The organism is Agromyces sp. NDB4Y10, from assembly GCF_001620055.1.
In the GTDB taxonomy this organism is placed as follows: Bacteria; Actinomycetota; Actinomycetes; order Actinomycetales; family Microbacteriaceae; genus Agromyces; species Agromyces indicus.
Genome location: NZ_LQGY01000009.1, coordinates 1 through 23,855 on the forward strand (window position 1 = coordinate 1; position 23,855 = coordinate 23,855).

Genomic DNA, 23,855 nt, shown 5'->3' on the forward strand with positions numbered 1-23,855 from the left:
CAGCGTCTCGAGGCCGTCGGCGTCGAGGGCCGCGGCATCCGTCGTCTCGTCGTCGTACAGGCGCACGCGCGACCACAGCGCGAGCGACTCGACCTCGTCGAGCAGCGCATCGGCCTCGAGTCGCCGAGCGAGCGTCGCCGCACGCCGGAGCAGCTCGCGACCCCGCGCCGGCTCGCCGTCGTCGCCGGTCAGGTCGGCCTCGGCGCCGCGGCGGCACGCGTACGCCTCCTCCCATGCGAGGTCGGCGGCCCTGCACGCCTCGGCCGCGGCCGCCCACAGCACGCCGGCGTCGGCCGCACGCCTGGCCCGGGCGCGCTCCGCGGCGGTGAGCGCGTCGAGTGCGACCAGGTCGGCCGGGTACGAGACGCCGAGCGTGCGCGCGAGCACGTGCGGGTGCTCGGCGTCGAGCCGGTCGAGGCGGTCGAGCACCTCGGACGGGTCCTCGTGCCGGTCGCGCGCCTCGTCGGCGAGGTCGGCGAGGGCCCGGACGGCGAGCGGGATGAGCCACTCGCACGAGTTGTCGCCCGCGCGGGCGTCGATGAGCGGCATCACGGCCGCGAGCGCCCCGGCGGGGTCGTTGCGCGCGAACCGGGCGAGCGCCTGCGCGTGCGCCATCGACGATCGCGTGTACGCGGGGGGCTCGTGGAAGCGCTCGACGGCGCGCCTGAGGTGCGCCTCGGCGTCGTCCGCGCGGCCCTGGAACGCGGCGAGCAGCGCCGACGCGGTCCGCAGCCCGAGGTCGATGAAGCGCGGCGGATCCTCGGCGCGCACGTGCCGGAAGGCGGCGCGGGCGGCGGGGATCTCGCCGATCGTGATCCGGGTGCGCGCCTCGGTGAGGGCCACGGTCGCGGTGACGACGTACGGCGCCCCCGCGGCCTCGAGGTCGGCACGGATGGCGCTCAGCGTGCGTGCCGCGGAGCGGTAGTCCGGTTCGGCGTACGCCTCCCAGAACGACGCGAGCATCGCCGACCAGAAGTGCCGCGCGGGCAGCGCGATGGCGCGGGTGCGCTCGGCGAGCTCGCGGGCGCGCGGGAGGTCGCGCATGAGCGCCGCGACCTGGCCGGTCGTGGCGAGTGCGGCCGAGAGCACCTCGGTGTCGCCGAGCGCCGTGGCCCGCTGCACCGCCTCGGCGGCGTGGACCGCGCACGCCGGGTCGCCCTCGAGGATCTCGGCGTGCGCGACCTCGACCATGGCGAGCGCGTACTCGCGGCTGTCGGGATGGTCGGACGCCAGGCGCAGGGCCTCACGGGCCGGGGCGGAGTCGGCGAGGTCGCCGCCGACCCGGAAGCGGAGGTGCTGGCGGCGCAGGAGCAGTGCGGCGACGTGCAGCGGCTCGGTGTCGGCGTCGGCGTCCTCGAGCATCTCGGAGACGGCGGCGTACTCGTCGTCGCTGTCGCCGGCGTCCGCCGCGGCATCCGCCCACTGCTCGAGCAGGTGCCGCCGCTCGGCGGGCGCCGCCGCGTGCACGTCGGCCGCCTGGAGGTCGACGCAGCGGCGCAGCAGGCGCAGCCGGGTGGCGTGGTCGCCGGTGCCGGCGAGCGCGTCGACGGCGCGCAGGCTCGCGTCGCGGCATCCGTTCGGGTCGCCCGCCGCGGCGAGGTGGTCGGCGAGGTCGACGAGCAGGTCGGCGGAGGCCTCGCCCGAGTCGATCACCCGCTCGGTGCTGCGGGCCAGTTGCCGGTGGCGGTCGCGTCGCTCGGCCTCCGGGATCTCGGCGACGAGGACCTCGGCGATGAGCGGATGGTGGAACCAGAGCCGCCCGGTCGCGTCGTGTTCGAGGACCCGGGTGGCGATCGCGGGCCGCAGGTCGCGCTCGGCCTCGGCCCAGGCGGGGTCGACGGCGGCGAGCGCGCGGGAGCGGACCGGCTTGCCGTGCAGCGCGAGCATCACGCAGAGGTGCTGGGTGGACGGCGGCAGCTGCGACCAGGCCTGCAGGACGGCCGAGCCGAGGTCGGGCGCGACGGTCGCGGGCGCGGTGGCGGCGGCGGGGTCGACGCCCTCGAGGAGGAGCCGGGCGTGGTACGGGTTGCCGCGCGTCCGTTCGAACACGTCGCTCACGAGCGTCTCGTGGGGCGTGCCGCCGATGACCGCGGCCACGAGCTCGCGCGTCGCGGCGCGGTCGAGCGGGTCGAGGTCGAGCGCCCGCGCTCCGGGCAGGCGGAGGAGGTCGGTGGCCCAGCGGTCGACGGGTCGTCCTGCACCGGCCCGCACGGTGGCGAGGATCGCGAGCGGGCGGTCCTCGGCGCCCCCGGCGAGGAACATGAGCGCGTCGAGGGTGCTCGCGTCGGCCCACTGCAGGTCGTCGATGGCGACGATGACGGGTCCGTCGGCCAGCAGGCGATCGACCGCGTCGTCGAGCGCGAGCGGCGCGGGCCGGTGCGCGGCGTCGGCGCGCTCGAGCTCGCCGGCGTGCTTGAGCAGCGCTCGCACGGCGAGGTTCGGCACGCGCGTGGTGAGGGGGAGGTTCCGCGCCGTGAGGACCGCGGTCGAGGCGTCGGCGGCATCGGCGGCGTCGGAGGCCGCCTGCATGAGCGCGGTCTTGCCGACGCCCGGCTCGCCCCGGATCAGGACGGTGCGTGCGGAGCCGCGGGCGGCGGCAGCCAGCTCGTGTCGGAGGGACGAGAGTTCACGCTCCCGGCCCACGAGCTGGGTCGCGTCGCGCGGCACCCCTCCAGTGTGGCACTCATCTGAGGGAACCTCACGGGATTCTGAGGATCTCCCCCTGATGTGGGGGCGCGTCCCGCGCGGCACGGTGGCCCCATGGACCGCATCATCTTGACCGTCGTGCTCGTCGGAGGCTACCTGGCACTGGTCGTCGCAGCGAACGTCGAAGCGCCGGCTCCCCAGCAGGCGACCGCCGCGGCATTCGTCGCGTCGCCGGCCACGGCCGACGCAGCCGAGCACTGGAGCGCGAACTCGGACGGCACGGGGGCGCCGCTGACCGCCGACGCGGCCGAGCGCACGCTCACCTCGTCGTTCGACCGGCTCCCGAAGCCGAACGCGCCGCGCTGAGCGCCCCGCGCGGCAGACCGAGCAGTCCTTCCACCGCTCGGTGGATGAGCGAGCCCCGGTCGCCCGTGTCGCCCCAGCGCACGAGCGCCTGCGCGTTCAGGCCGTCGATCATGCCGAGCAGCTGCCAGGCGGTGGCGGCCGCGTCATCCGTCTCGAACCCGGCCTCGGCCACGCCCTGCTCGATCACGCCCTGCACGACGACCTGCCACGCGTCCATCTGATCGCGAACGGATGCCGCGAGCGCGTCGTTGCGCCGACCGAGCGCCCACGCCTCGACCCAGACCACGGTCACGTCGTCGCGTGCGCCGTCGAGGAGGGTGTCGAGCAGGGTGCCCAGGCGACGGCGCGGTTCGGGTTGCGCGGCGATGAGCCGGGCGACCTCGTCGATCTCGGCGCCGACGATGGTGCTGAACGTGCTGGCGACGAGCGCGTCCATGTTGGGTTCGTAGTGCGCGACGAGCGCGGGCGCGACGCCGGCGCGCGCGGCGATGGAGCGCAGCGTGACGGCGGCGAGGCCCTGTTCGAGGGCGACGCCGCGCGCGGCATCCGCGATCTCGGCGGATCGTTCGGCCGGGCTCTTGCGCGACGCCCTCGCGCGGGCGGGTGTTGACATCGTGCGGCCAGTCTATGTAACCTCCTGCACTATTGATCAACTGATCAATAAATTTCCGGACGACGAGGTTCGCACATGACCCCCACCACCCCGCCGGGCGCGCCGGCCGCCGACCGCGTCGGCCACGTCGAGACGCACGGCATCGAGCACATCCCCGCCACCGAGCGGCACGGTCGCCCCTCGGGCCTGTTCTGGGTGTGGATGTCGGCCAACGTCGGCTACCTCTACTTCGTGGTCGGCGGCGTGCTCGTCCTGCTCGGCCTGCCGCTCTGGCAGGCGCTCGTCATCACCGTCGTCGGCAACCTCTGGTGGGCGCTCGTCGGCTGGCTCGCCGTCAGCGGCCCCGCCGCGGGTGCCCCGAGCGTCACGATCATGCGCGCGATGTTCGGCGTCCGCGGCAACAAGGTCTTCGGTGCCGGGCTCGGCGTCGCGATCGGCATCTTCTACGAGATCATCAACGTCGCCTTCGCCACGCTCGCGGCGATCGCCCTGCTCGCCCACTTCGGCATCGGCCTGCCGCCGGGCGGCGAATGGGCGGTGCTCGCCGTCGTCGGCATCCTCAGCTTCATCATCGGCGTCTACGGCCACGCGACGATCCTCGCCCTCGCCCCGTGGTTCTCGGCGGCGCTCGCCGTGGTCTTCGTCGTGCTCGCCGGGTTCGTCCTGGGCGCCGCCGACTGGTCGTACGAGGTCGCGCCGCTGCCGGTCGCCGACCACTGGGCGCTCGTCATGCTCGGCTTCGCGATCGTCGCGTCGAGCCCGCTGTCGTGGGGGACCGGCGCCGACTACGCGCGGTACCTGCCCGCCGACGTCTCGAAGCGCAAGGTCGCCTGGTACACCGCGCTCGGCGGTTTCATCCCCGCGGTCCTCATCGGCGCCCTGGGGGTCGTCGCCGGCACGGCGATCGACATGACCGACCCGCAGCTGACCATCGGCGAGATCGTCCCCGCCTGGTTCACGCCGGTCTTCCTCGGCATGATCGTGCTCTCGAGCATCACGAACAACGTGCTCGTGGCGTACTCCACGGGCTTCTACGCCCAGGCGCTCGGCGCCCGCATCTCCCGAGCCGCCGTGACCATCGTCACCGGCGTCGTCGCGACGGCGGCCGCCGGCTGGGTGCTCTTCCTCACGCCGAGCTTCCTCGACGCGCTGAGCGCCTCGCTCGAGCTGTCGGTCACCGTGTTCGGCCCGCTCGTGGCGATCTACGCTGTCGACATCGTGCTGCGCCGCAACCGCTACGACGGCCGCGCGCTCGACGACACCACGCCGGCGAGCCCGTTCTGGTACCGCGGCGGCGTCTTCGTCGCCGGCGTCGTCGCCATGGTCGTCGCCGTCGCGGTCGCCGTGCTCTCGGCCAACACCACCCTCTACGTCGGGCCGATCTCGGAGGCGCTCGGCGGCGCCGACCTCTCCGCGATCGTCGGTCCGGTGCTCGGCGGCGGGCTGTACGCCCTGCTCTGGCTCACCACGACGCCGTACCGCGACCCGGCGAAGCGGCCGGGTGCGCCATCCGCTCGCCCCATTGAGAAGATCGACACGGATGCCGCAGCATCCGCCCCCACCACCCAGGAGGTGCCCGCATGACCTGGCGCATGCCCGCCGAGACCGCCCCGCACGAGCGCACGTGGATGGCGTTCCCCCGCGAGGGGATCACCCTCGGCGAGGGCGCCGCCGAGCGCGAGGAGGGCTACGCGGCGTGGACCGCGGTCGCCCACGCGGTCGCCGAGTTCGAGCCCGTGACCATGGTGGTCGACCCGAGCGAGCTCGACCGCGCCCGGCGCATGCTGTCGTCGGAGATCGAGATCCTCGAGGCGCCGCTCGACGAGTTCTGGATGCGCGACTTCGGCCCGACCTTCGTGCTCGACGACGAGCGGCCGGGCGTCCTCGGCGCCGTCGACTGGATCTTCAACGGCTGGGGCGCGCCCGAGTGGGCCGAGTGGCGGGTCTCCGCCGAGATCGCCCGCTTCGCGGCGGCGCACGTCGGCGCCGAGCTCGTCAGCTCGGTGCTCGTCAACGAGGGCGGCGGCATCCACGTCGACGGCGAGGGCACGGTGCTGCTCACCGACACGGTGCAGCTCGACCCGCGCCGCAACCCGTACGCCGACCGGGCCCGCGTCGAGGCCGAACTCGCGCGCACGATCGGCACGACCAAGGCGATCTGGCTGCCGCAGGGGCTCACACGCGACTACGACGACTTCGGCACCAACGGGCACGTCGACATCGTCGCGACCATCCCGTCGTCCGGCCGCCTGCTGCTGCACCACCAGCCCGACGCCGCGCACCCCGACCACGCGGTGACGCGCGAGCTGCGCGACCTGCTCGAGGGGCAGACGGATGCCGCGGGCCGGGCCTTCGACATCATCGACCTGCCGGCCCCCGCGACGCTGCGCGACGACGAGGGGTTCGTCGACTGGAGCTACGTGAACCACCTCGTCGTGAACGACGGCGTCGTCGCGTGCGGCTTCGGGGAGCCCGAAGCGGACGCCCGGGCGGCGGCGATCCTCGCCGATGCGTACCCGGGCCGCCGGGTCGTGACGGTCGACTCGCGGCCGATCTTCGCCCGCGGCGGCGGCATCCACTGCATCACGCAGCAGCAGCCGAAGGTGGAGGCGACCCGATGAGCACGACTGAGCCGTTCGACGTCGTGGAGGCGTCGATCGCCGACCTGCGTGTGGCGCTCGAGGACGGCCGCACGACCGCGGTCGAACTGGTCGAGGCCTACCTCGCGCGCATCGACGCGTACGACGGGCCGGACACCGAGACGGCCCTCAACGCCGTCGTCGTGCGGAACCCCGACGCGCTCGCCGAGGCGCGCGCCTCCGACGAGCGGCGCGCGCGCGGCGAGACGCGCGGGCCCCTCGACGGCATCCCGTACACCGCGAAGGACTCCTACCTCGTTCGCGGGCTCACCGCGGCCGCCGGCAGCCCCGCGTTCGAGCACCTCGTCGCGCAGCGCGACGCGTTCACGATCGAGCGGCTGCGCGAGGCGGGCGCCGTCTGCCTCGGCCTGACCAACATGCCGCCCATGGCCAACGGCGGGATGCAGCGCGGGGTCTACGGCCGCGCCGAGAGCCCGTACGACGCCGCATACCTGACCGCCGCGTTCGGCTCGGGCTCGTCGAACGGCTCGGGAACGGCGACGGCGGCGTCGTTCGCGGCGTTCGGCCTCGGCGAGGAGACCTGGTCGTCGGGCCGCGCGCCGGCGTCGAACAACGCGCTGTGCGCCTACACGCCCTCGCGCGGCGTCATCTCGGTGCGCGGCAACTGGCCGCTCGTGCCCACGATGGACGTCGTCGTGCCGCACACGCGCACCATGGCCGACCTGCTCGAGGTGCTCGACGTGATCGTCGCCGACGACCCGGAGACCCGCGGTGACTTTTGGCGGGCGCAGCCGTGGGTCGAGCTGCCCGCGGCATCCGCGGTTCGCCCCGACTCGTACCCGGCGCTGCAGGTGACGGATGCCGCCGCGGCCCGCACCGCACTCGCCGGCCGGCGCATCGGCGTGCCCCGCATGTACGTGAACGCCGACCCGGAGGCCGGCAACGCGGAGCCCGGCGGGAGCGTCGGCATCGGCGGGCCCACCGGGCAGCGCATCGACACGCGCGACTCGGTGATCGAGCTGTGGGAGGCGGCCCGCCGCGACCTCGAGGCGGCCGGCGCGGAGGTCGTGCTCGTCGACTTCCCCGTGGTGTCGAACTACGAGGGCGATCGCCCCGGAGCGCCGACGATCGCGACGCGCGGACTCGTGACGCCGGAGTACCTGAAGCGCGAGATCGTCGACCTGTCGGCGTGGGGCTGGGAGGACTTCCTGCAGGCCAACGGCGACCCGGCGCTGCACTCTCTCGCCGACGTCGACGGGGCGCGGATCTTCCCGCAGCCCGAGGGCGCCCTGCCCGACCGGTACACGGGCTTCGACGACGACATCGCAGAGTACCCGGCCTGGGTGCGCGCGAACCCGGGCGCGTCGTTCACCGACATGCCCGAGCTGCCCGACGGGCTGCGCGGGCTCGAGGAGACCCGCCGCATCGACCTCGAGCAGTGGATGGACGGACTCGGTCTCGACGCCGTCGTGTTCCCGGCGGTCGCCGACGTGGGGCCCGCGGACATGGACGTGAACCCCGCCTCCGCCGACCTCGGCTGGCGCAACGGCGTCTGGGTCGCGAACGGCAACCTGGTGCCGCGGCACCTCGGCATCCCGACCGTGACGGTGCCCATGGGGCTCATGGGCGACATCCGGATGCCGGTGGGCCTCACGTTCGCCGGACGGGCCTACGACGACACGGCCCTGCTGCGTCTCGCCGCCGCGTTCGAGGCCCTCGCGCCGCGCCGTGTCGCTCCGCCCCGGACCCCGCCGCTCACCTGAGCGGGCTCCGGTCCGCGGCGCGCCTCGCGTCACAGCGGTCGCGACAGCTCGAGGGCCGTCCGGTGGGACGCCGGCGCGAACCGGCGCATCGTCCTGAGGCACAGCACCTCGACGTGGACGTGGAGCAGGTCGGACGCGATCCGCGAGAGCCGCGTCGCCTCACCTGCCCCGCTCATCAGGGGATCCGTCTCGGCCAGCAGGACGAGGTCGGAGGCGCCCATCGACTCCCGTTTGAATTCCGCGACGCGGATGTCGGCGGCGTTCCGGGCGGCGAACGCGCGGATGAGTTCGCCGCGGCGTAGCGCGAGCCGGTCGAGCGGTGCGAGCGCGAGCATGGTGGGACGCTCGGGTCCGGCCGCCATGGCGGCTCGAACGGAGTCCGCCTTGGCCGCGTACTCGGCGACGGCGGCCGCGACGACGGACTTCTTCGTGCAGCGGAGGAAGAACGCCAGTTCGGTGACGACGCGATCCGTCGCCTGGTCGACCTTGATCGGCTTCTCCGCCATCGATTCTCCTCGTTGCACGCCTGCACGCCTGCACGCCTGCACGCCTGCACGCCTGCACGCTCGCGTCGCTAGCCACCGCGCCGCGCGCACACGACGGTTTCCGCCGTGAGTCCGGTACCGGAGTACCGGAGTACCGGGCTGTCGTGGAAGGAAGACTCTCATCGGATCGAGCGGAGACAGGAACGAGCGGGGGGCGGAGTCGAGAACGTCGGACCTCGCAGGTTGGGGAGGAGGGGTCGGCGGCTCGGCGCGGGAGGCCGGGTCAGCGCACCTCGACGCGGCGTTCGTGCAGGCCGGTGGCGCCGTCCGGCACGACCGGGGCGACCTCGGCGGTCTGCACCTCGCCGTCCGCCGAGGTGGCGCGGACGCGGAGGGTGTGGGGGCCGGACGCGGCATCCCACTCGAAGCGCCACTGGACCCAGGTGTCGGCGGAGACGGCCGTCGCGAGGGTCGCGGGCTGCCAGTCGCCGTCGTCGACCTGCACGTCGACCGCGGCGATCCCGGAGTGCTGGTGCCAAGCGACCCCTGCGACCACGACGCGGCCGGCGTCGACGGTCTGCCCCTGCCGCGGCACGTCGATGCGCGACGACAGCTTGACGGGGCCGCGCTCGCTCCAGCCGCGGTCCGACCAGTAGGCGCGGTCGCGGTCGAACCGCGTCACCTCGAGGTCGACCACCCACTTCGTCGCCGAGACGTAGCCGTACAGGCCCGGCACCACCATCCGGACCGGGAAGCCGTGCTCGAGCGGCAGCGGCTCGCCGTTCATGCCCACGGCGAGGATCGACTCGCGGCCGGGGTCGGTGAGGGCCTCGAGCGGCGTCGAGGCGGTGAACCCGTCGATGCTGCGCGAGAGCACCATGTCGGCGTCGGCGGACGGACGCGCCTCGGCGAGCAGTTCTCGGATCGGGTACCCGAGCCACACGGCCGTGCCGATCAGGTCGCCGCCGACCTCGTTCGACACGCACACGAGGGTAGTGATGCTCTCCGACAGCGGCAGGGCGAGCAGGTCGTCCCACGTGAGTTCGAGCTCGCGGTCGACCATGCCGTGGATGCGCAGCCGCCAGTCCGCCGGGTCGACCTGCGGCACGTTCAGCGCCGTGTCGATGCGGTAGAAGTCGCGGTTCGGCGTGATCAGGGGCGCGAGGCCGTCGATCCCGAGCTCCGCGGATGCCGGCACCGCGGCGCGGCGCACTGGCGCGGGCAGCCGCAGCGCGTCGCGCACCGCGACGACCGCGCGCGATCCCGCGGTGAGCATGGTCGCGCCGATCGCGGCGAGCACCCCGAGCGCGGTCGCGCCGCCGGCCCACGCGAGGAATCGACGGCGATCGAGTGCGGCGGGAGCCGGAGCGACGTCGGCGGCCCGCGGCGCGGCCTCCGTCGCCGGATCGAAGCGGCAGAAGACGCAGCAGCAGGGTGAGTGCCGCCATGGCCGCGATCGCGCCGAGCGCCGCGGGCAGGATCGCGAGCATCGACGCATTCGCGCGCGTGGCGGCCGCGAGCGCGCCGAACACGCCGGCGAACGCGAAGAGCCCACGTCCCCAGCGCGGATGCCGCGCCTCGAGCACGCCCGCGAACGCGCCGAGCGCCGCGAGCACGACACCGATGCCGATGAGCAGCGCGAGCTTGTCGCCCGTGCCGAACAGCGCGATCGCGGCATCCTTCGCCCAGGGCGGCGCGAGGTCGATGAGCAGCGACCCGATCGAGGCGAACGGCGACGCGGCCGGCGCGATCACCGCCGCGGCGAGCTCGCCCACGCCCGCGCCGACCGCCGCCGAGGCGATGCCCGCGACGGCGGGCAGCGCCCAGGCGGGCACCGGTCGGCTCGCGGTTGGCATGGCCTCAGGCTACGTCCGCGTCCGGGCTCACCGGGCTCCGGCGGCCGAAGCGTCAGCAGACCGTAAGGAGTCGGCGACCGGTCTACGCGTCGATGACGATCTTGAGCGCCTTCGTCTCGGCGGCCCGACCGAACGTGTCGTAGGCGTCGAGGATGTCGGCCAGCCGGAAGTGATGGCTCGCGAAGGCGTCGGCGTCGATCTTCCCGCTCGCGACCAGCTTGAGCAGCATCGGCAGCGTGTTCGTGTTGACGAGGCCGGTCGAGATCACGACGTTCTTGATCCAGAGGTCCTCGAACGCGAGCTCGACCGGCTTGCCGTGCACGCCGACGTTCGCGACGTGGCCGCCGGGACGGACGATCTCCGTCGCCATCTGCAGCGTGAGCGGGATGCCCACGGCCTCGACGGCGACGTCCACGCCGAGCCCGTCCGTGAGCGCCAGCACCTGCTCCTTCCAGTCCTCGTCACCGGAGTTCACGCCGTCGGTAGCGCCGAACCGCCGGGCCTGTTCGATGCGGTTGGCGTCGAGGTCGATCGAGATGATCTTCGCGGCCCCGTACAGCCCCGCCGTGGCGATGATCGACAGCCCGATGGGACCGGCGCCGATCACGGCGACCACGTCGCCCGGCTTCACGGCGCCGTACTGCACGCCGATCTCGAAGCCCGTCGGCAGGATGTCGCTGAGCATCACGCCCTGCGCGTTCGAGACGCCCTCGGGGACCTTGTAGACCGAGTTCTCGGCGAACGGCACGCGCACGTACTCGGCCTGGGTGCCGTCGATCAGGTGCCCGAAGATCCAGCCGACGCCCGGCGCCCCTTCGGCTGCGAGGCAGTGCGAGTAGATGCCGGCGTGGCAGTAGGAGCAGTGCCCGCACGCGCTGATGCACGCGATGATGACGCGGTCGCCCACCGCGAGGTCCGTCACCGACGACCCGACCTCCGTGATGACGCCCACGCCCTCGTGCCCCAGGATGCGACCGGGCTCGACCGCGGCCACGTCGCCCTTGAGGATGTGCAGGTCCGTTCCGCAGATGGTGGTCGTCTCGATCCTGACGATCACGTCCGTCGGCTGCTGGATCTGCGGATCGGGGACGTCGGTCCAGTCGATCTTCCCGGGTCCTCCGTACACGAGTGCCTTCATCGTCCTCACGCTTCCTGTCGTCGGGTCGGGTGCGCCGCGCGTACACGGGCCCGATGGGGATCCGCCCCGCCGTCGACGCTAGGCCGACGGGCTCGGGGCGCACGCGTCGAAAGTCCCGTCGACCCCTGCCGCCGATGAGGAGTGCGCGATCCGGCGGGGGTCGCAAGGCCCTGTCGGCGTCCGCACGGTCGCGCCTAGCGTGAGGGTGTGACGGCGGATGCCGGTGGCATCCGTCACGCCCCACCCTCGAATCGACAGGAGACGACTCATGGCCCAGTACGACGTGGCCGACCGTTCGGCGATCGTGACCGGAGGAGGCAGCGGCATCGGCCGAGCGGTCGCGCTCCTGCTCGCCGCCAATGGAGCGTCCGTGCTCGTGAACGACATGAACGGCGACCATGCCGATGCGGTCGTCGACGAGATCCGCAAGGCCGGCGGCGACGCGGAGGCCTCCGTCGGCGACGTCACCGATCCGACGTGGATCGAGGCGTCCATCCACGCCGCGAATGCACTCGCGCCGCTGCGCATCGCCGTGAACAACGCGGGCATCGGCGGACCGGCCGCGCCGATCGGCGAGTACCCCGTCGACGGTTGGGACAAGGTCATCGCCGTCAACCTCAGCTCCGTGTTCCTCGGCATGCGCGCCCAGCTTCCCGCCATCGTCGAGAACGGCGGCGGCGCGGTCGTGAACATCGCCTCGATCCTCGGCAGCGTCGGATTCGCGAGCTCGTCCGCCTACGTCAGCGCCAAGCACGGACTCGTGGGCCTCACCAAGAACGCGGCGCTCGAGTACGCCACGCAGGGCGTGCGCGTGAACTCGGTCGGGCCCGCGTTCATCAAGACGCCGCTCATCGACGCGAACCTCGACGAGGCGACGCAGGAGTTCCTCGTCGGCAAGCACCCGATCGGCCGACTCGGGCAGCCCGAGGAGGTCGCGGCGCTCGTCGCGTTCCTCGCGAGCGACGCCGCGAGCTTCATCACCGGCAGCTACCACCTCGTCGACGGCGGGTACACGGCCGTCTGAGCCGGGTCCGGCTGCCCGGCGCTACGACAGGCCGGGCAGCTGATCGGTGAGCACGGCGAACGCCTGGGTCATGGCGCTCAGCACCCAGCCGAGGAGGACGCCGACGGCGGTGACGATCCAGCCGATGGTCTGCTCCTGTCGGGTGCCGACCACCCGGCGGCCGTCGGCGTCGCGCTGCGCGTTGGCGAGCGTCAGGATGAGGTCGATCAGCCACCAGATGCCGAAGCCGCCGATCGTGAGCAGCTTCAGGATGCCGGTGCCCACCTTGCCCAGGTAGAAGCGGTCCACGCCGAGTACCCCCAGGAGCCACGCGAACAGCCAGGTCGCGATGAACGAACGCGAGGAACTGCTCTCGGCGGCCGCGCGGGCGACCTGCGGATTCACGTATCCGGGCGTCCCGGACGGGTCAGCGGTCATGGCGCACCTCCTGCGCACGATGCTGCCGCAGCCCGGGCAGGGCAGCGGGGCCGAAGGTCCCTCAGCCGGTCGCGTGCGCCGCGACGAACGAGGCGACGCGCGGAGCCAGGCCCGCGCCGACCTCGGCGGGCGGGCGATGGGCGCCCTTCACCTCGAACGAGTGGTTGCCGCCCTCGATCCAATCCAGCACGGCGGGCTCGCCGATCCGGCGGACGAGCTCGTCGAGCTGCTCGTTCGGAATCGCGAACGGGTCGTTGCGGCCCTGCAGGAACAGCATCGGCACGCCGCCGAGCGCGGCGAAGTGCTCGTCGCGCGGCTTGTCGGGCTTCCCGGGGGCGTGCAACGGGTAGCCGAGGAGCACCAGCCCGGCGGCGGGCATCCCCTCGGCGACGGCCATCGACGCCATGCGCCCGCCGTACGACTTGCCCGCCGCCCACACCGGCTCCCCGTCACGGGCGTGGGCGGCGGCGACCGCCGCCGCAGCGCGCCACGTCGCGATCGCCGCCGGCGGTCGGTCCGGGAACCGGCGCCCCGCCTCGCGATACGGGAAGTCGAAGCGCAGCGTCGCGACGCCGAGGTCGGCGAGCGCCCGGCAGAATCCGGTCATGAACGGATGCTCCCGCCCGGCGCCCGCGCCGTGCGCGACGACCACGGTCGCGCGCGACCCGTCGGGACGCAGGAGTACGGCCGAGACGCTGCCGAGGCCGTCGCCGACCTCGACGCGGAGGAGCTCTTCATCGGGGCGCATCACCCCATGGTGCCCGAGCGCGTGCGGTCCGCGGACACGACGGAGCCGGGGCGACCCGAACCACGCCCCGGCTCCTCGTGCTGCGCCCCCGCGCAGCGTCCCCCGGGGGTCAGGTCGTCGCGCGCTCCGCGACGGACGGGTCGGTGCGGCCGGCGTCGCCCGCGCGACCGGTTCGCATCGCCAGGAACCGTGCGCCGAGCGTCGCGAGGACGACCACGACCACGGCGACGACGGCGGCGATGCCCGTGGTCGTCGATTCCGGTTGGTCGGTGAGTCGCGCGACCGCGACCCACGACAGCCCCCAGCACAGCGACAGCATCGGCGCGATGCGCCCGCGCCCCCACACCGCGAGGCCGACGCCGACGGCGGCCGCCGCGGCGATCACGATCACGGCCCACGTCTCCTGGGGCAGGCCCCATCCGGAGAAGTCGGCTGCGGCGAGCACGGCGGTCGCGTTCGCCGCGGTGGCGACGACGACCCAGCCGAGGTAGAGCCCGATCGATCCGTCGGTGACGATGGTGTCGACGAGGTTCTTCGGCGGCATCCGTCGCAGCTGCACGAAGAGCCACGCGAGCACGGCCAGCAGGACGACGATGACCGGCAGGCTCATCCCGAGCAGGTCGAGCTGCACGACGCCGATCCACAGCGCGTTGAGCACGAGGGACGCGGCGACCGCGTACCCGATCCGGCGGTGCCGGGCGTCGGTGCGCTGCGCGGGCAGCAGTTGCCAGATCGCATACGCGAGCATGCCCGTGTAGATCACGCTCCAGATCGAGAACGCCGGGCGGCCGGGGGCGATGAGCGTGGAGTCGGCGTCGAGCCATCCGCCCGCCGCCTGCTGGATCGGAGTGCCCACGAACGCGCCGGAACCGATGAACGCCGCGACGATCGCGAGCACGCTCGTGACGAGGACGACCACCTGCCGGATGCTGTCGGCGGGCCCGGCGGGTCTCGCGGTCGTCTCGGTGCGGCGGGCGGTGTCGGTCGTGGCGTCTCGGGTCGTGCTCATCGGATCTCCTCGTGGTCGACCTCCTGGCTGGCTCCACCGTAGGCACGCCGCACGACGCGACGCCTCAACCGTTCGGTTGAATCAGCGGATGCCGCCCGCGAGCCGCTCCACGTCGGGCGCGGGTCCCCGGCCGCCGCCCATCGCGGTGGTCGGCCGGGTGATCGAAGGTGCCGTGATCGTCGACGCGTACAGCCGGCGGAGCCCGGCGATGCCGTTGCGACGCCACGCGGCGACCTGCCGCGCCGCGCCGGTGCCGTCGCGCAGCAGCCGTTCGATCAGCTCGTGCACGATCTCGCGGTCGCCCATGCGCTCGAGGGGCTCGGCGAGGTGGCGTTCGAGGCGATGCACCAGGTCGACCGCGGGCACGAGGCATCCGCTCACCGGGTCGAACGCCGTGCCCGACAGGCCGGTGTGCGCGGAGTGCACCATGGCCGCACTGAGCAGCTCGGGGGGCACGTCGAGGTCGGGTTCGCCTGCCGGCCGGACGGGTCGGACGGGCCGCACGCGGGCGGCGGCGGCGAGGCCGTCCCGTTCGACGTCGTCGATGGCGCGCAGCACGAGCGCGCGGCACAGCGCGGTGACGAGCAGGGTGTCGTCGGTGGTGAGCTGCGCGTCGGACATGCGGAACTCGATCGTCGGCGCGTGCTCCGAGAGCCGCACGTTCCAGGCGATGAGGGCCACGTCGGTCACGCCGCCGACGCCGACGAGCTGGTGGATGCGGCGGTCGTAGTCCGCGGCATCCGCGAACCGCGGCGGGCAGCCGGCGGTGGTCCAGCGACGCAGCTGCACGGTGCGCCAGCTCTCGTAGCCGGTGTCGTGCCCCCGCCAGAGCGGCGAGTTGCCCGACATCGCGGTGAGCAGCGGCAGCCACGGCCGCACGGCGTTCATCGCGGCGACCCCGTGTTCACGGCTGGGGATGCCGACGTGCACGTGCAGCCCGCACATCTGGTGGTCGGCGATCACCCCGGCCATGTCGCGCACCACCCGGTGGTAGCGGTCGACGTCGGCGATCGTCGGGAAGGCCTGCGCGTCCGGCGTCGTGCCGATGCTCGCGACGCTCACGCCGTGGCGTCCGGCGTCGGCGTCGATCTCGCGCCGGAAGCCGAGGAGCCCCTCGGCGGCGTCGCCGAGGTCGGTGAACACCGCGCTGGCGTGCTCGATCTGCGAGGCGAGGAACTCCCGGTGCACGACCGGCGCCCAGGTCGGATCCTCGGAGAGTCGTCCATACACGTCCTCCGCCATGTCGGCGGGCAGCATCTGCTCCGGAGTGAGGAAGAAGAACTCCTCCTCGATGCCGAACGTGGTCATCGCCGCCCCCCTCGCGCGGGGCGGTCCGGGCCCCGTCGCACGTGATGGCAGGTTCCGATGGGAGGCGAGCGGCTGTCAAGGCCCTTCCCGAGGACCGTCGACCCGTGCTTTCGGGCGCGGGGCATGCCGACTCCGCGTCACCCGACGGGCGCCGCCTCGAAGACGGGCACGCGATCGGCGAACCCCTTGAGTTCGATCGGTCCGACCTCGCGGAACGCCAGGGACGGATCGTCGGCCAGGTCGACCACCGAGCCGGTGACGAGCGTCTGACCGGCGGCGGCGGCTCCCGAGATGCGCGAGGCCAGGTTCACGGCGCGGCCGAAGTAGTCGCCGTCCTGCGTCACCACGGGGCCGGCGGCGATCCCCGCGTGGGCGGGCAGACCGATGACCGGGGCCGCGGCCACCATCTGGACCGTGGCGCGCACGGCGTCACCCGGGTCGCGGAAGTGAACCATCACGCCGTCGCCCAACCACTTGACCGGGGTGCCGGCGTGGTCGGCGACGATGCGGTCGACCATCGAGCTGAGTTCCCGGGCGAGGCGTGCGGCCTCGGCGTCGCCCTGCTGGTCGGTGATGGCGGTGTATCCCGCGAGGTCGATGAACGCGAACGCCGGCGGTCGCGCGGGTCCCGCGTGCGCGCCCGACGCCTCCACGGCGCGCTCGATCCCCTCGATGATGCCCTCGGTCCAGCCGCGCTCCTGCTGGCGGTGGTACACGGCGAGGAGCATCCGATCCATGTGCGGCGTCATCCGGGCGGCGAGCCAGGTCGAGCGCTCGAGCGCCTCGCCGTACGTGAGCCCGGTCTGCATGAGCCCGCCCACGAGGTGGGTCTGGAACAGTTCGGCCTCGGCATCCGCGACCCGGCGGAGGGCGTCGACGTAGACCCGCCCGATGCGCATCACGGCGTCGAGGTCGGCCCAGGCGGCGACCATGCCCGTCGGCGTGTAGAGCGCGTCGTCGTCCGCCCGCGTCCGGTCCTCGGGTGAGACGTGCCGGTTGACGAGCACCGCGCCGATGCGCTGGATCACGTCGAAGGGGATCTCCAGGCGTTCGGCGAGCTCGTCGAAGGTCTCCTCGCACAGCTCGGACCACCGGTACTGGGGGCCGTCGAGGAAGTCGAGGCTGAGGTGACCGGATGCCGCGGCGGCCGCGACCACCTCGACCCCGATGCCCGCGCGGTCGCACGCCTCGATGAGGCGCACGCGCTGCACGTCGCCGCCGCCGAAGCGGTCGTCGGGGTCGGGCGTCACGAGTCCGAGCGCGACGAGCCGTTCGACGAACGCGCGGTCGACTCCCGATCGGGACACGAGCTCGTCGAGCGGGTACCGGCCGCCCGTTCCGTCCACGAGGCCGAGCGTAGCCCTCGTCGGGCGCGGTGGACAGTGCCTCGCGTGGCCCGGCTACCAGCCCTCGGTCAGCACCCGGTCGAGCATGTCGACGAAGAAGTCGGCGCTCTCGCGCGTGACGACGAGCGGCGGCTTGACCTTGAGCACGTTCTGGTGGTCACCGGTGGGCTGCATGATCACGCCGAGGGTCAGGAGCCGGTCGCAGATCGCCGCCGTCTCCTCGGTCGCGGGCTCGAGCGTCGCCCGGTCGCGGACGAACTCGACGCCGAGGTACAGCCCGAGTCCGTGCACGATGCCGATGAGCGGATGCCGCTCCGCGAGCGTCTCGAGGCGGCCCTTCAGGTAGGCGCCGGTCTCGGCGGCGTTCTGCTGCAGCCGCTCGTCGCGGAACGCGTCGAGCACGGTGAGTCCCGCGACGCTCGAGGCGGGGCTGCCGCCCGTCGACGAGAAGAAGTACCCCTGGGTGCGGTACCGCGCCGCGATCTCGCGCGTCGTGATGACCGCTCCGAGCGGATACCCGTTGCCGGCGGCCTTCGCGACCGCGATGACGTCCGGCACCACGCCCTGCTGCTCGAAGCCCCAGAACCAGTTCCCGAGCCGGCCGTATCCCGCCTGCACCTCGTCGGCGATCGCGAGTCCGCCCGCCTCGCACACGGCCGCGTAGACCTCGGCGAGGTACCCGTCGGGCAGCGGGATGCCGCCGGCGTTGCCGGAGAACGTCTCGGCGATGAACCCGGCGGGCGGGCGACCGGATGCCGCGAGCTCGCGGATGCGGTCGGCGGCCTCGGGCGCGTAGCGCGCGGCATCCGCCCCCCGGTGCACGCCGCGGAACGGGTTCGGCGCATCGATCGGGTGCACCCAGTCGGGCCGGGTCGCGAGCGCGTTCGGGTTGTCGGCGACGGACGTGCTGACGGCGTCGGACGCGTAGGTCCAGCCGTGGTAGGCCTCGAGGAGCGACACGATGTCGCGACGGCCGGTCGCCGCCATGGCGATGCGGATCGCGAGGTCGGTCGCCTCCGAGCCCGAGTTCACGAGGAACACCGTGTCGAGCGGGTCGGGTGCGAGCGCGGCGAGCCGCTCGGAGAACTCCACGACGGCGCCGTAGTTGAAGCGCGAGTTCGTGTTGAGCGTGCGGAGCTGCTTCGCGACGGCGGCCGCGAGACCGGGATGCCCGTGCCCGAGCGGCGTCACGTTGTTCACCATGTCGAGATAGACGCGGCCGTCGGTGCCGACGAGGTGCTCGCGCCAGCCGCGCTCGATGCGCGGCGGGGCGGCGTAGTAGTGCTCCTGCACCTCGGCGAAGGCGCGCTCGCGACGGGCGACCAGCTCGGACGCGTCGGCGCCTCCGGTGGTCGAGTAGCCGCGCAGCGGCGTACCGGGACCCGCGTCCTCGAGGCCCATCGCCGCCGCCGGATCCACGGTGAGCGCGAGCCACCCCGGCGCGTACTCCGGGCGGACGAGGTGCGGCACCCGCGGCGCGTCCGGCACCTCGAGCCGGATCCGTGCGCGCTGTCGCGACGGTACGGTGCCGTCGAGGATCGTCGCGCCATCCGTCGTCTCGATCACGAGGCGTGCGTCGCCCTCGGCGGCCAGGTGCTGCGCCTCGGCGAACCAGACGTCGACGCCGGTCGGGACGGTGGCGGTCGACCCGGCCGAGCGGATGCGGCTCGCCGAGAGGCGCGGGGTGCCGCGCTCGAGCCAGGCCACGGAGGCTCCGGCGTCGAGCGCGCGGAGTGCGAGCCGCTCCTCGAGCTCGGGGTCGAGCCAGGCGCCCGCATCGACGTCGTCCGAGGTGATCGACACGTCGAGGCGCGCCGCGCGAGCGGGGTCGAACCCGGGGGAGCTCTCGATACGGGGCGCCTTCGGCGCGCCTGCTCGACCACCGAGCGGCACGTCGAGCGCGTCGGCGATCACGCCGGTCATCACCTCGGACGGCACCGACGTCGCCTGCTCGAAGATGCGCCATTCGCGCTCGACGCCCGCGGCGGCGTACGCGTTCGCGCCGCCGTCGATCTGCACCTGCTGCTCGCCGCTGACGACGAGCACGGCACCGCGCAGCACGACGAGCGGCCAGAGCCCGGCCACCTCGGCGGGCGACAGCGGCCGCAGCGCGTGGAAGGCGCGCACCGCCGGCAGCACCGACGCGGGCTCGGCACCGGCGTGGTGCAGCACCGACGAGATCGTGATCGCGAGCTCCGAGACGGCCCAGCTCGCCGTGACGTCGCCGAAGTCGATCATCCCGTCGGGCGTGCGCATGCCGCGCTCGCTCGTGCAGACGACGTTGTCGTCGGTCAGGTCGAGGTGCACGGCCTGCATGGGGAGCTCGGCGGCGACGGCCTGCACGTCGGCCCAGGCGCGGGCCGCGGCATCCGTCACCCTTGCCCGCTTGGCCTCGTCGGGGTGGTAGTGCGCGAGCAGGTCGACGACGCGGTCGGCGTGGCGGAGGTCCCACTGCAGCACCCGGTCGAGGCCGGGGTGCTCGAAGCCGGCGAGCGCGAGGCTCGCGTGCCCCGCGAGCTCGCCCATGCGGGCGACGACCGCGGGGGAGAGGTGCGCGCCGCCGGTGAGGGTGCCGCCGGGCAGGTACTCGAGCAGGCGGATCGCGAGCGGGCCCTCGCCGGTCTCGGCGACGACCGAGCGCGGCGTGCCGTCGTCGGCGCGCGTGGTCGTGGCGATGCGCAGCTGCGGCGCCGCGGCGGCGATGCGGCTGGCGGCGTGGTCCTGCGCGTCGAGCTCGGCCGCGGTGAACGCCGGGTTGGTGATCTTCACGACGCCGACCGGCGTGCCGCCCGCCGTGGCGAGGAAGTTCTGGTCCTGCTGGCTGCCGAGCGGCTCGAGGGCGACGTCGAGTCCCCAGTGCTCGCGCACGATGGCGGCGACCTCCGCTGCGGGGAGGTTCGGAGCCGGCAGCTCGCCGGCCGAGAAGAAGTCGAAGCCGCTCACGCGCACCGTTCCGGTCATGGCGCACCCCTTTCCGCCTCGACCCTAGCCACCGCGGATGCCGCAGCCGACCGCCGTCGTGTCGAGGTGCCGGCCGTCCGTCCGCCGCGCGGGCGACGCGCGGGCCGGGTCCGCCGGATGTCGGAGGGCTCACCTACCGTGATGGCCATGACGAACCAGACGCATCCGACGCTCGAGCCCGACGTGCTCGACGAGCCCTGCCACCGCTGCGGCTCCGCCGCGGTGCGCGTGATCGTGTACGGCCCCCTCGACTTCGAGGTCGAGGCGACGGACGCCGCGTCCGCCGGCGCCCACGCCGACGACCCGATCTTCGACTGCCGCGACTGCGGCTTCGAGTGGGGCGAGTCGATCCGCGACCTGCTCAGCTGACCACTCCGTCCGTCTCCGGTCCACCCGACTCCGGTGAGGGTGGCCGAACCGTCAGAACCCGGCGGCGTCGGGCGAGACCTCGTCCTCGAGGAGTTCCTCGCGGATGCGTCGCAGGTCCTCCATGAGCGAGCCGACGAGGATCCAGTGGTCGGACTTCGGTGGCGAGATGACGAGCGGCGACGTGAGGGCGGGCACGGCCGAGGTGAGCGGCTGCGGCTCGACGTCGGCGAGGTGCACCGCGAGCCGCACGTCGTGCGCGGCGCGGCGGAGCTGCTCGGCGATCGCGCGCACGGTGGGCTCCTCGTGCAGCCCGTCGTCGTAGTGGTCGACGAAGGCGCGGGTCATGCCGACGACCTGGGTGACGATCGGGCTCAGCCGGTTCAGCAGCTTGCGCTGCTCGGCGAGGTCGCCGCGGTGCGCCGAGCGCCGTGGGTTGAGGGTCAGGGACTCCTCGGCCTCGGCGATGGCGGCATCCGCGGCGTCGCGCATGGGGCGCATGAGCCGCGCCTCGATCATGAGGCCGTTCAGGTCGGCCGGCTGCTGCGGCGTCTCGAGGGCCGTCGCGAGACGGTCGACGGATGCCGCGAGCTCGCCGCCGAGCCGGGCGAGGTGGTCGCGCGACGGCGCCACGAGCACGGGCGGCACGATGAGGACGTTGACGACGATGCCGATCGCGGCGCCGATGAGCGTCTCGATGACGCGGTCGAGGGCGTACTCCGGGGAGGTGCCGCCGAGCGCGAGCACGAGCATCGCGCTGATCGCGACCTGGTTGGACGTGCCCGTCGTCATGCGCAGCGCCCACGCGATGAGGATCGCGGCGACGATCGCGACGAGCACCACCCATCCGGCGGGCCCGAACACGAGGCCGAGCGCCGACGCGATCACGACGCCCGCGATGACGCCGACGCTGCGTTCGACGGCCTTGCCGAGCGACTGGTTCACGCTCGGCTGCACGACGAGCAGCGCGGCGATCGCGGCGAACACCGGCAGCGGGCCGGGGATCAGCCACCCGGCGATCAGCCACGCGGCGACGGTCGCGACCGCCGATTTCAGCACCTGCAGCAGCGGCGACCGCTTCGTGTCCCGGAACCGCTCCGACACGCGGAGCCGTTCCGGGACGCGCATCGAGAACCGCATGCGCCCCACGCTAGCGGGGCGTCACCCGGCCTGCGCCGTGTCGCGCTTCGGCAGCTTCCAGTCCGGGCGCACGAAGTGGCACGTGTAGCCCCACGGGATGCGCTGCAGGTAGTCCTGGTGCTCCGGCTCGGCCTCCCAGAACGCGCCGGCCGGGGCGACCTCGGTCACGACCGGGCCCGGCCAGATGCCCGACGCGTCGACATCCGCGATCGTGTCGATCGCCGTGTCGTGCTGCTCGGCGCTCGTGGGGTAGATCGCCGACCGGTAGCTGGTGCCGATGTCGTTGCCCTGGCGGTTCTTCGTGGTCGGGTCGTGGATCTGGAAGAAGAACTCCAGCAGCTCGCGGTAGCTGAGCTTCGCGGGGTCGAACACGACCTCGATCGCCTCGGCGTGCGAGCCGTGGTTGTGGTAGGTCGCGTTCGGCACGTCGCCGCCCGAGTAGCCCACGCGCGTGCCGAGCACGCCGGGCATCTTGCGGATGAGCTCCTCCATGCCCCAGAAGCAGCCGCCCGCGAGGACGGCGGTCTCGGCTCCGGGCAGGGTCGTGATGGCGCCGGGGGTGGTCATGCGCGGTCCTCGCTCTCGGTGGTGGTGCGGGCGGATGCCGCGGCATCCGTCGTCTCGAACAGGTGGCGGTACTCGCCGTACCCCTCGGCCTCGAGATCGTCGAGGTGGACGAAGCGGAGCGCCGCGGAGTTGATGCAGTAACGCAGGCCGCCGGCCTCGGTGGGGCCGTCGTCGAACACGTGGCCGAGGTGGCTGTCGGCGCCCGACGAGCGGACCTCGACCCGCTTCATGAACAGCGAGCGGTCGACGTGCTCGGTCACGGCGCCGTCGTCGATCGGGCGGGTGAAGCTCGGCCAGCCGGAGCGGCTGTCGTACTTGTGCACGCTCGCGAACAGCGGCTGCCCCGACACGACGTCGACGTAGAGCCCGGGGTCGTGGTTGTTCCAGTACTCGTTGCGGAACGCCGGCTCGGTCGCGTCGTCCTGGGTGACCTTGCGCTGCAAGGGAGTGAGGCGGGCGATCGCCTCGGGAGTGCTGCGGTAGTCGTGGGACACGGTTCCTCCTCCTGGACGCCATGGTCGCCGCCGGCTGCGGCGCCCGAACGCGACACCCGCACGGGGCGGTGTCGTGGCGTCATCCGGAACAACCGTCGAGCGGGCCGGGCTGTTCCGCGATCCGGCCCGCCTGGCTGTGGGTTCGCTGTGACAGGATCGCCCCATGGCCGATCGTCTGATGCTGCTCGACACCGCCTCGCTGTACTTCCGTGCGTTCTACGGCGTGCCCGACTCGATCCGGCGCGCCGACGGCACGCCCGTGAACGCGGTGCGCGGGCTGCTCGACATGATCGCGAAGCTCGTGAGCGACTTCGAGCCGACCCATCTCGTCGCCTGCTGGGACGACGACTGGCGGCCGCAGTGGCGGGTCGACCTCATCCCGAGCTACAAGGCGCACCGCGTCGAGGAGGTCGTGCCGGGCGGCCCCGACGTCGAGGAGGTGCCCGACCCGCTCGAGGCGCAGGTGCCGATGATCCGCGAGGTGCTGGGCCTGCTCGGCATCCCGGTGGTGGGCGTCGCCGAGCACGAGGCCGACGACGTCATCGGCACGATGGCGACGCAGGCGACGATGCCGGTCGACGTCGTCACGGGCGACCGGGACCTGTTCCAGCTCGTCGACGACGAGCGGGGGATCCGCGTGATCTACACCGCGCGCGGCATGAGCCGGCTCGAGCTGGTGACCGGCGAGTGGGTCGTCGCGAAGTACGGCATCGAGGCGTCGCAGTACGCCGACTTCGCGGTGCTGCGCGGCGACACGTCCGACGGCCTCCCGGGCGTTGCGGGCATCGGCGAGAAGACGGCCGCCGGGCTCCTGGGCGACTTCGGCTCCCTCGATGCGATGCTCGTGGTGGCATCGGGTGATCCGGATGTCGCGGACGCCGCCCCGCGGATGTCGGCCACCATGCGCGCCAAGCTCGCGGGCGCCCACGACTACCTCGCGGTCGCGCCCCGGGTCGTGAACGTCGTCCGCGACCTCGAGCTCCCGTCGGCCGAGGAGGCCGGCGCCCG

20 protein-coding genes and 1 pseudogene are annotated in these 23,855 nt (G+C 73.4%); 7 read left to right on the plus strand and 14 right to left on the minus strand.

Annotation, left to right across the window (positions count from 1 at the left end; all coding sequences use genetic code 11):
* On the minus strand, window positions 1-2,667 hold a 2,667-nt coding region (locus AVP42_RS02375; RefSeq protein ID WP_067945754.1), incomplete at its 3' end, for a BREX system ATP-binding domain-containing protein.
* Window positions 2,668-2,760: 93 nt separating this feature from the next.
* Here AVP42_RS02375 and AVP42_RS16555 point away from each other — a divergent pair.
* Window positions 2,761-3,012: a hypothetical protein gene (locus AVP42_RS16555; protein WP_067945756.1), complete on the plus strand. Its 252-nt coding sequence runs from the start codon at window positions 2,761-2,763 to the stop codon at window positions 3,010-3,012.
* Here AVP42_RS16555 and AVP42_RS02385 read toward each other — a convergent pair.
* Window positions 2,966-3,625: a TetR/AcrR family transcriptional regulator gene (locus AVP42_RS02385; RefSeq protein WP_067945758.1), complete on the minus strand. Its 660-nt coding sequence runs from the start codon at window positions 3,623-3,625 to the stop codon at window positions 2,966-2,968. The two genes, AVP42_RS16555 and AVP42_RS02385, sit on opposite strands and share 47 nt — an antisense overlap.
* Before the next feature lie 75 nt (window positions 3,626-3,700).
* Here AVP42_RS02385 and AVP42_RS02390 point away from each other — a divergent pair, with 75 nt between their 5' ends.
* Genes AVP42_RS02390 through AVP42_RS02400 form a run of 3 tightly spaced genes read left to right on the plus strand, consistent with a single transcriptional unit; the run spans window position 3,701 to window position 7,988 of the window.
* Window positions 3,701-5,209, plus strand: coding sequence for a cytosine permease (locus AVP42_RS02390; RefSeq protein WP_082846933.1), 1,509 nt, complete (start codon window positions 3,701-3,703; stop codon window positions 5,207-5,209).
* The gene (locus AVP42_RS02395; RefSeq protein WP_067945760.1) at window positions 5,206-6,246 is read left to right on the plus strand and encodes an agmatine/peptidylarginine deiminase; all 1,041 of its coding nucleotides are present in this window, start codon (window positions 5,206-5,208) and stop codon (window positions 6,244-6,246) included. The genes AVP42_RS02390 and AVP42_RS02395 overlap by 4 nt, the downstream gene beginning before the upstream one ends.
* Entirely contained in the window at window positions 6,243-7,988 is a 1,746-nt protein-coding gene (locus AVP42_RS02400) for an amidase (protein ID WP_067945762.1), read from the plus strand. The genes AVP42_RS02395 and AVP42_RS02400 overlap by 4 nt, the downstream gene beginning before the upstream one ends.
* 29 nt (window positions 7,989-8,017) lie before the next feature.
* Here AVP42_RS02400 and AVP42_RS02405 read toward each other — a convergent pair whose 3' ends face one another.
* The 3 genes and pseudogenes from AVP42_RS02405 to AVP42_RS02415 all read right to left on the minus strand — a co-directional run bounded on the left by AVP42_RS02405 (window position 8,018) and on the right by AVP42_RS02415 (window position 11,467).
* On the minus strand, window positions 8,018-8,494 hold the full coding sequence (locus AVP42_RS02405) for a hypothetical protein (protein ID WP_067945764.1): 477 nt from the start codon (window positions 8,492-8,494) through the stop codon (window positions 8,018-8,020).
* 262 nt (window positions 8,495-8,756) lie between these two features.
* Window positions 8,757-10,329 (minus strand): annotated as a pseudogene (locus AVP42_RS02410) (molybdopterin-dependent oxidoreductase).
* An 82-nt stretch (window positions 10,330-10,411) separates the two neighbouring features.
* Window positions 10,412-11,467 (minus strand): zinc-dependent alcohol dehydrogenase family protein, encoded by a 1,056-nt coding sequence (locus AVP42_RS02415; RefSeq protein WP_067945766.1) that lies wholly within the window; start codon window positions 11,465-11,467, stop codon window positions 10,412-10,414.
* Between the two features lie 268 nt (window positions 11,468-11,735).
* Here AVP42_RS02415 and AVP42_RS02420 point away from each other — a divergent pair, with 268 nt between their 5' ends.
* Window positions 11,736-12,491, plus strand: coding sequence for an SDR family NAD(P)-dependent oxidoreductase (locus tag AVP42_RS02420; RefSeq protein ID WP_067945768.1), 756 nt, complete (start codon window positions 11,736-11,738; stop codon window positions 12,489-12,491).
* Window positions 12,492-12,512: 21 nt separating this feature from the next.
* Here AVP42_RS02420 and AVP42_RS02425 read toward each other — a convergent pair whose 3' ends face one another.
* The 6 genes from AVP42_RS02425 to AVP42_RS02450 form a co-directional block, all read right to left on the minus strand.
* A complete protein-coding gene (locus AVP42_RS02425; protein WP_082846934.1) occupies window positions 12,513-12,908 on the minus strand; it encodes a TM2 domain-containing protein in 396 nt (131 codons plus the stop codon).
* Window positions 12,909-12,969: 61 nt separating this feature from the next.
* Window positions 12,970-13,656, minus strand: a complete 687-nt coding sequence (locus AVP42_RS02430; RefSeq protein ID WP_067945769.1) for an alpha/beta family hydrolase — start codon at window positions 13,654-13,656, stop codon at window positions 12,970-12,972.
* A gap of 109 nt (window positions 13,657-13,765) precedes the next feature.
* Window positions 13,766-14,665: a tryptophan-rich sensory protein gene (locus tag AVP42_RS02435; RefSeq protein ID WP_231878512.1), complete on the minus strand. Its 900-nt coding sequence runs from the start codon at window positions 14,663-14,665 to the stop codon at window positions 13,766-13,768.
* 81 nt (window positions 14,666-14,746) lie between these two features.
* Window positions 14,747-15,973: a YbdK family carboxylate-amine ligase gene (locus AVP42_RS02440; RefSeq protein ID WP_067945771.1), complete on the minus strand. Its 1,227-nt coding sequence runs from the start codon at window positions 15,971-15,973 to the stop codon at window positions 14,747-14,749.
* 137 nt (window positions 15,974-16,110) lie between these two features.
* A complete protein-coding gene (locus tag AVP42_RS02445) occupies window positions 16,111-17,319 on the minus strand; it encodes an adenylate/guanylate cyclase domain-containing protein (RefSeq protein WP_067945773.1) in 1,209 nt (402 codons plus the stop codon).
* A 54-nt stretch (window positions 17,320-17,373) separates the two neighbouring features.
* On the minus strand, window positions 17,374-20,280 hold the full coding sequence (locus AVP42_RS02450) for an aminotransferase class III-fold pyridoxal phosphate-dependent enzyme (RefSeq protein WP_067945774.1): 2,907 nt from the start codon (window positions 20,278-20,280) through the stop codon (window positions 17,374-17,376).
* A gap of 147 nt (window positions 20,281-20,427) precedes the next feature.
* On the opposite strand from AVP42_RS02450, the gene AVP42_RS02455 reads away from it, so the two are divergent.
* Window positions 20,428-20,649, plus strand: coding sequence for a hypothetical protein (locus AVP42_RS02455; RefSeq protein WP_157356688.1), 222 nt, complete (start codon window positions 20,428-20,430; stop codon window positions 20,647-20,649).
* Between the two features lie 51 nt (window positions 20,650-20,700).
* On the opposite strand, the gene AVP42_RS02460 is transcribed toward AVP42_RS02455, so the two are convergent.
* Genes AVP42_RS02460 through msrB form a run of 3 tightly spaced genes read right to left on the minus strand, consistent with a single transcriptional unit; the run spans window position 20,701 to window position 22,847 of the window.
* On the minus strand, window positions 20,701-21,786 hold the full coding sequence (locus AVP42_RS02460; protein WP_231878513.1) for an aromatic acid exporter family protein: 1,086 nt from the start codon (window positions 21,784-21,786) through the stop codon (window positions 20,701-20,703).
* Between the two features lie 21 nt (window positions 21,787-21,807).
* Window positions 21,808-22,353, minus strand: a complete 546-nt coding sequence (gene msrA / locus AVP42_RS02465) for a peptide-methionine (S)-S-oxide reductase MsrA (protein ID WP_067945778.1) — start codon at window positions 22,351-22,353, stop codon at window positions 21,808-21,810.
* The gene (gene msrB / locus AVP42_RS02470; protein WP_067945780.1) at window positions 22,350-22,847 is read right to left on the minus strand and encodes a peptide-methionine (R)-S-oxide reductase MsrB; all 498 of its coding nucleotides are present in this window, start codon (window positions 22,845-22,847) and stop codon (window positions 22,350-22,352) included. Before msrB ends, msrA begins: the two co-directional genes overlap by 4 nt.
* Window positions 22,848-23,010: 163 nt before the next feature.
* Between msrB and AVP42_RS02475 the strand changes: the two genes are divergently transcribed.
* Window positions 23,011-23,855, plus strand: an 845-nt coding sequence (locus AVP42_RS02475; protein ID WP_067945782.1) for a 5'-3' exonuclease, incomplete at its 3' end; no start/stop codon positions are given.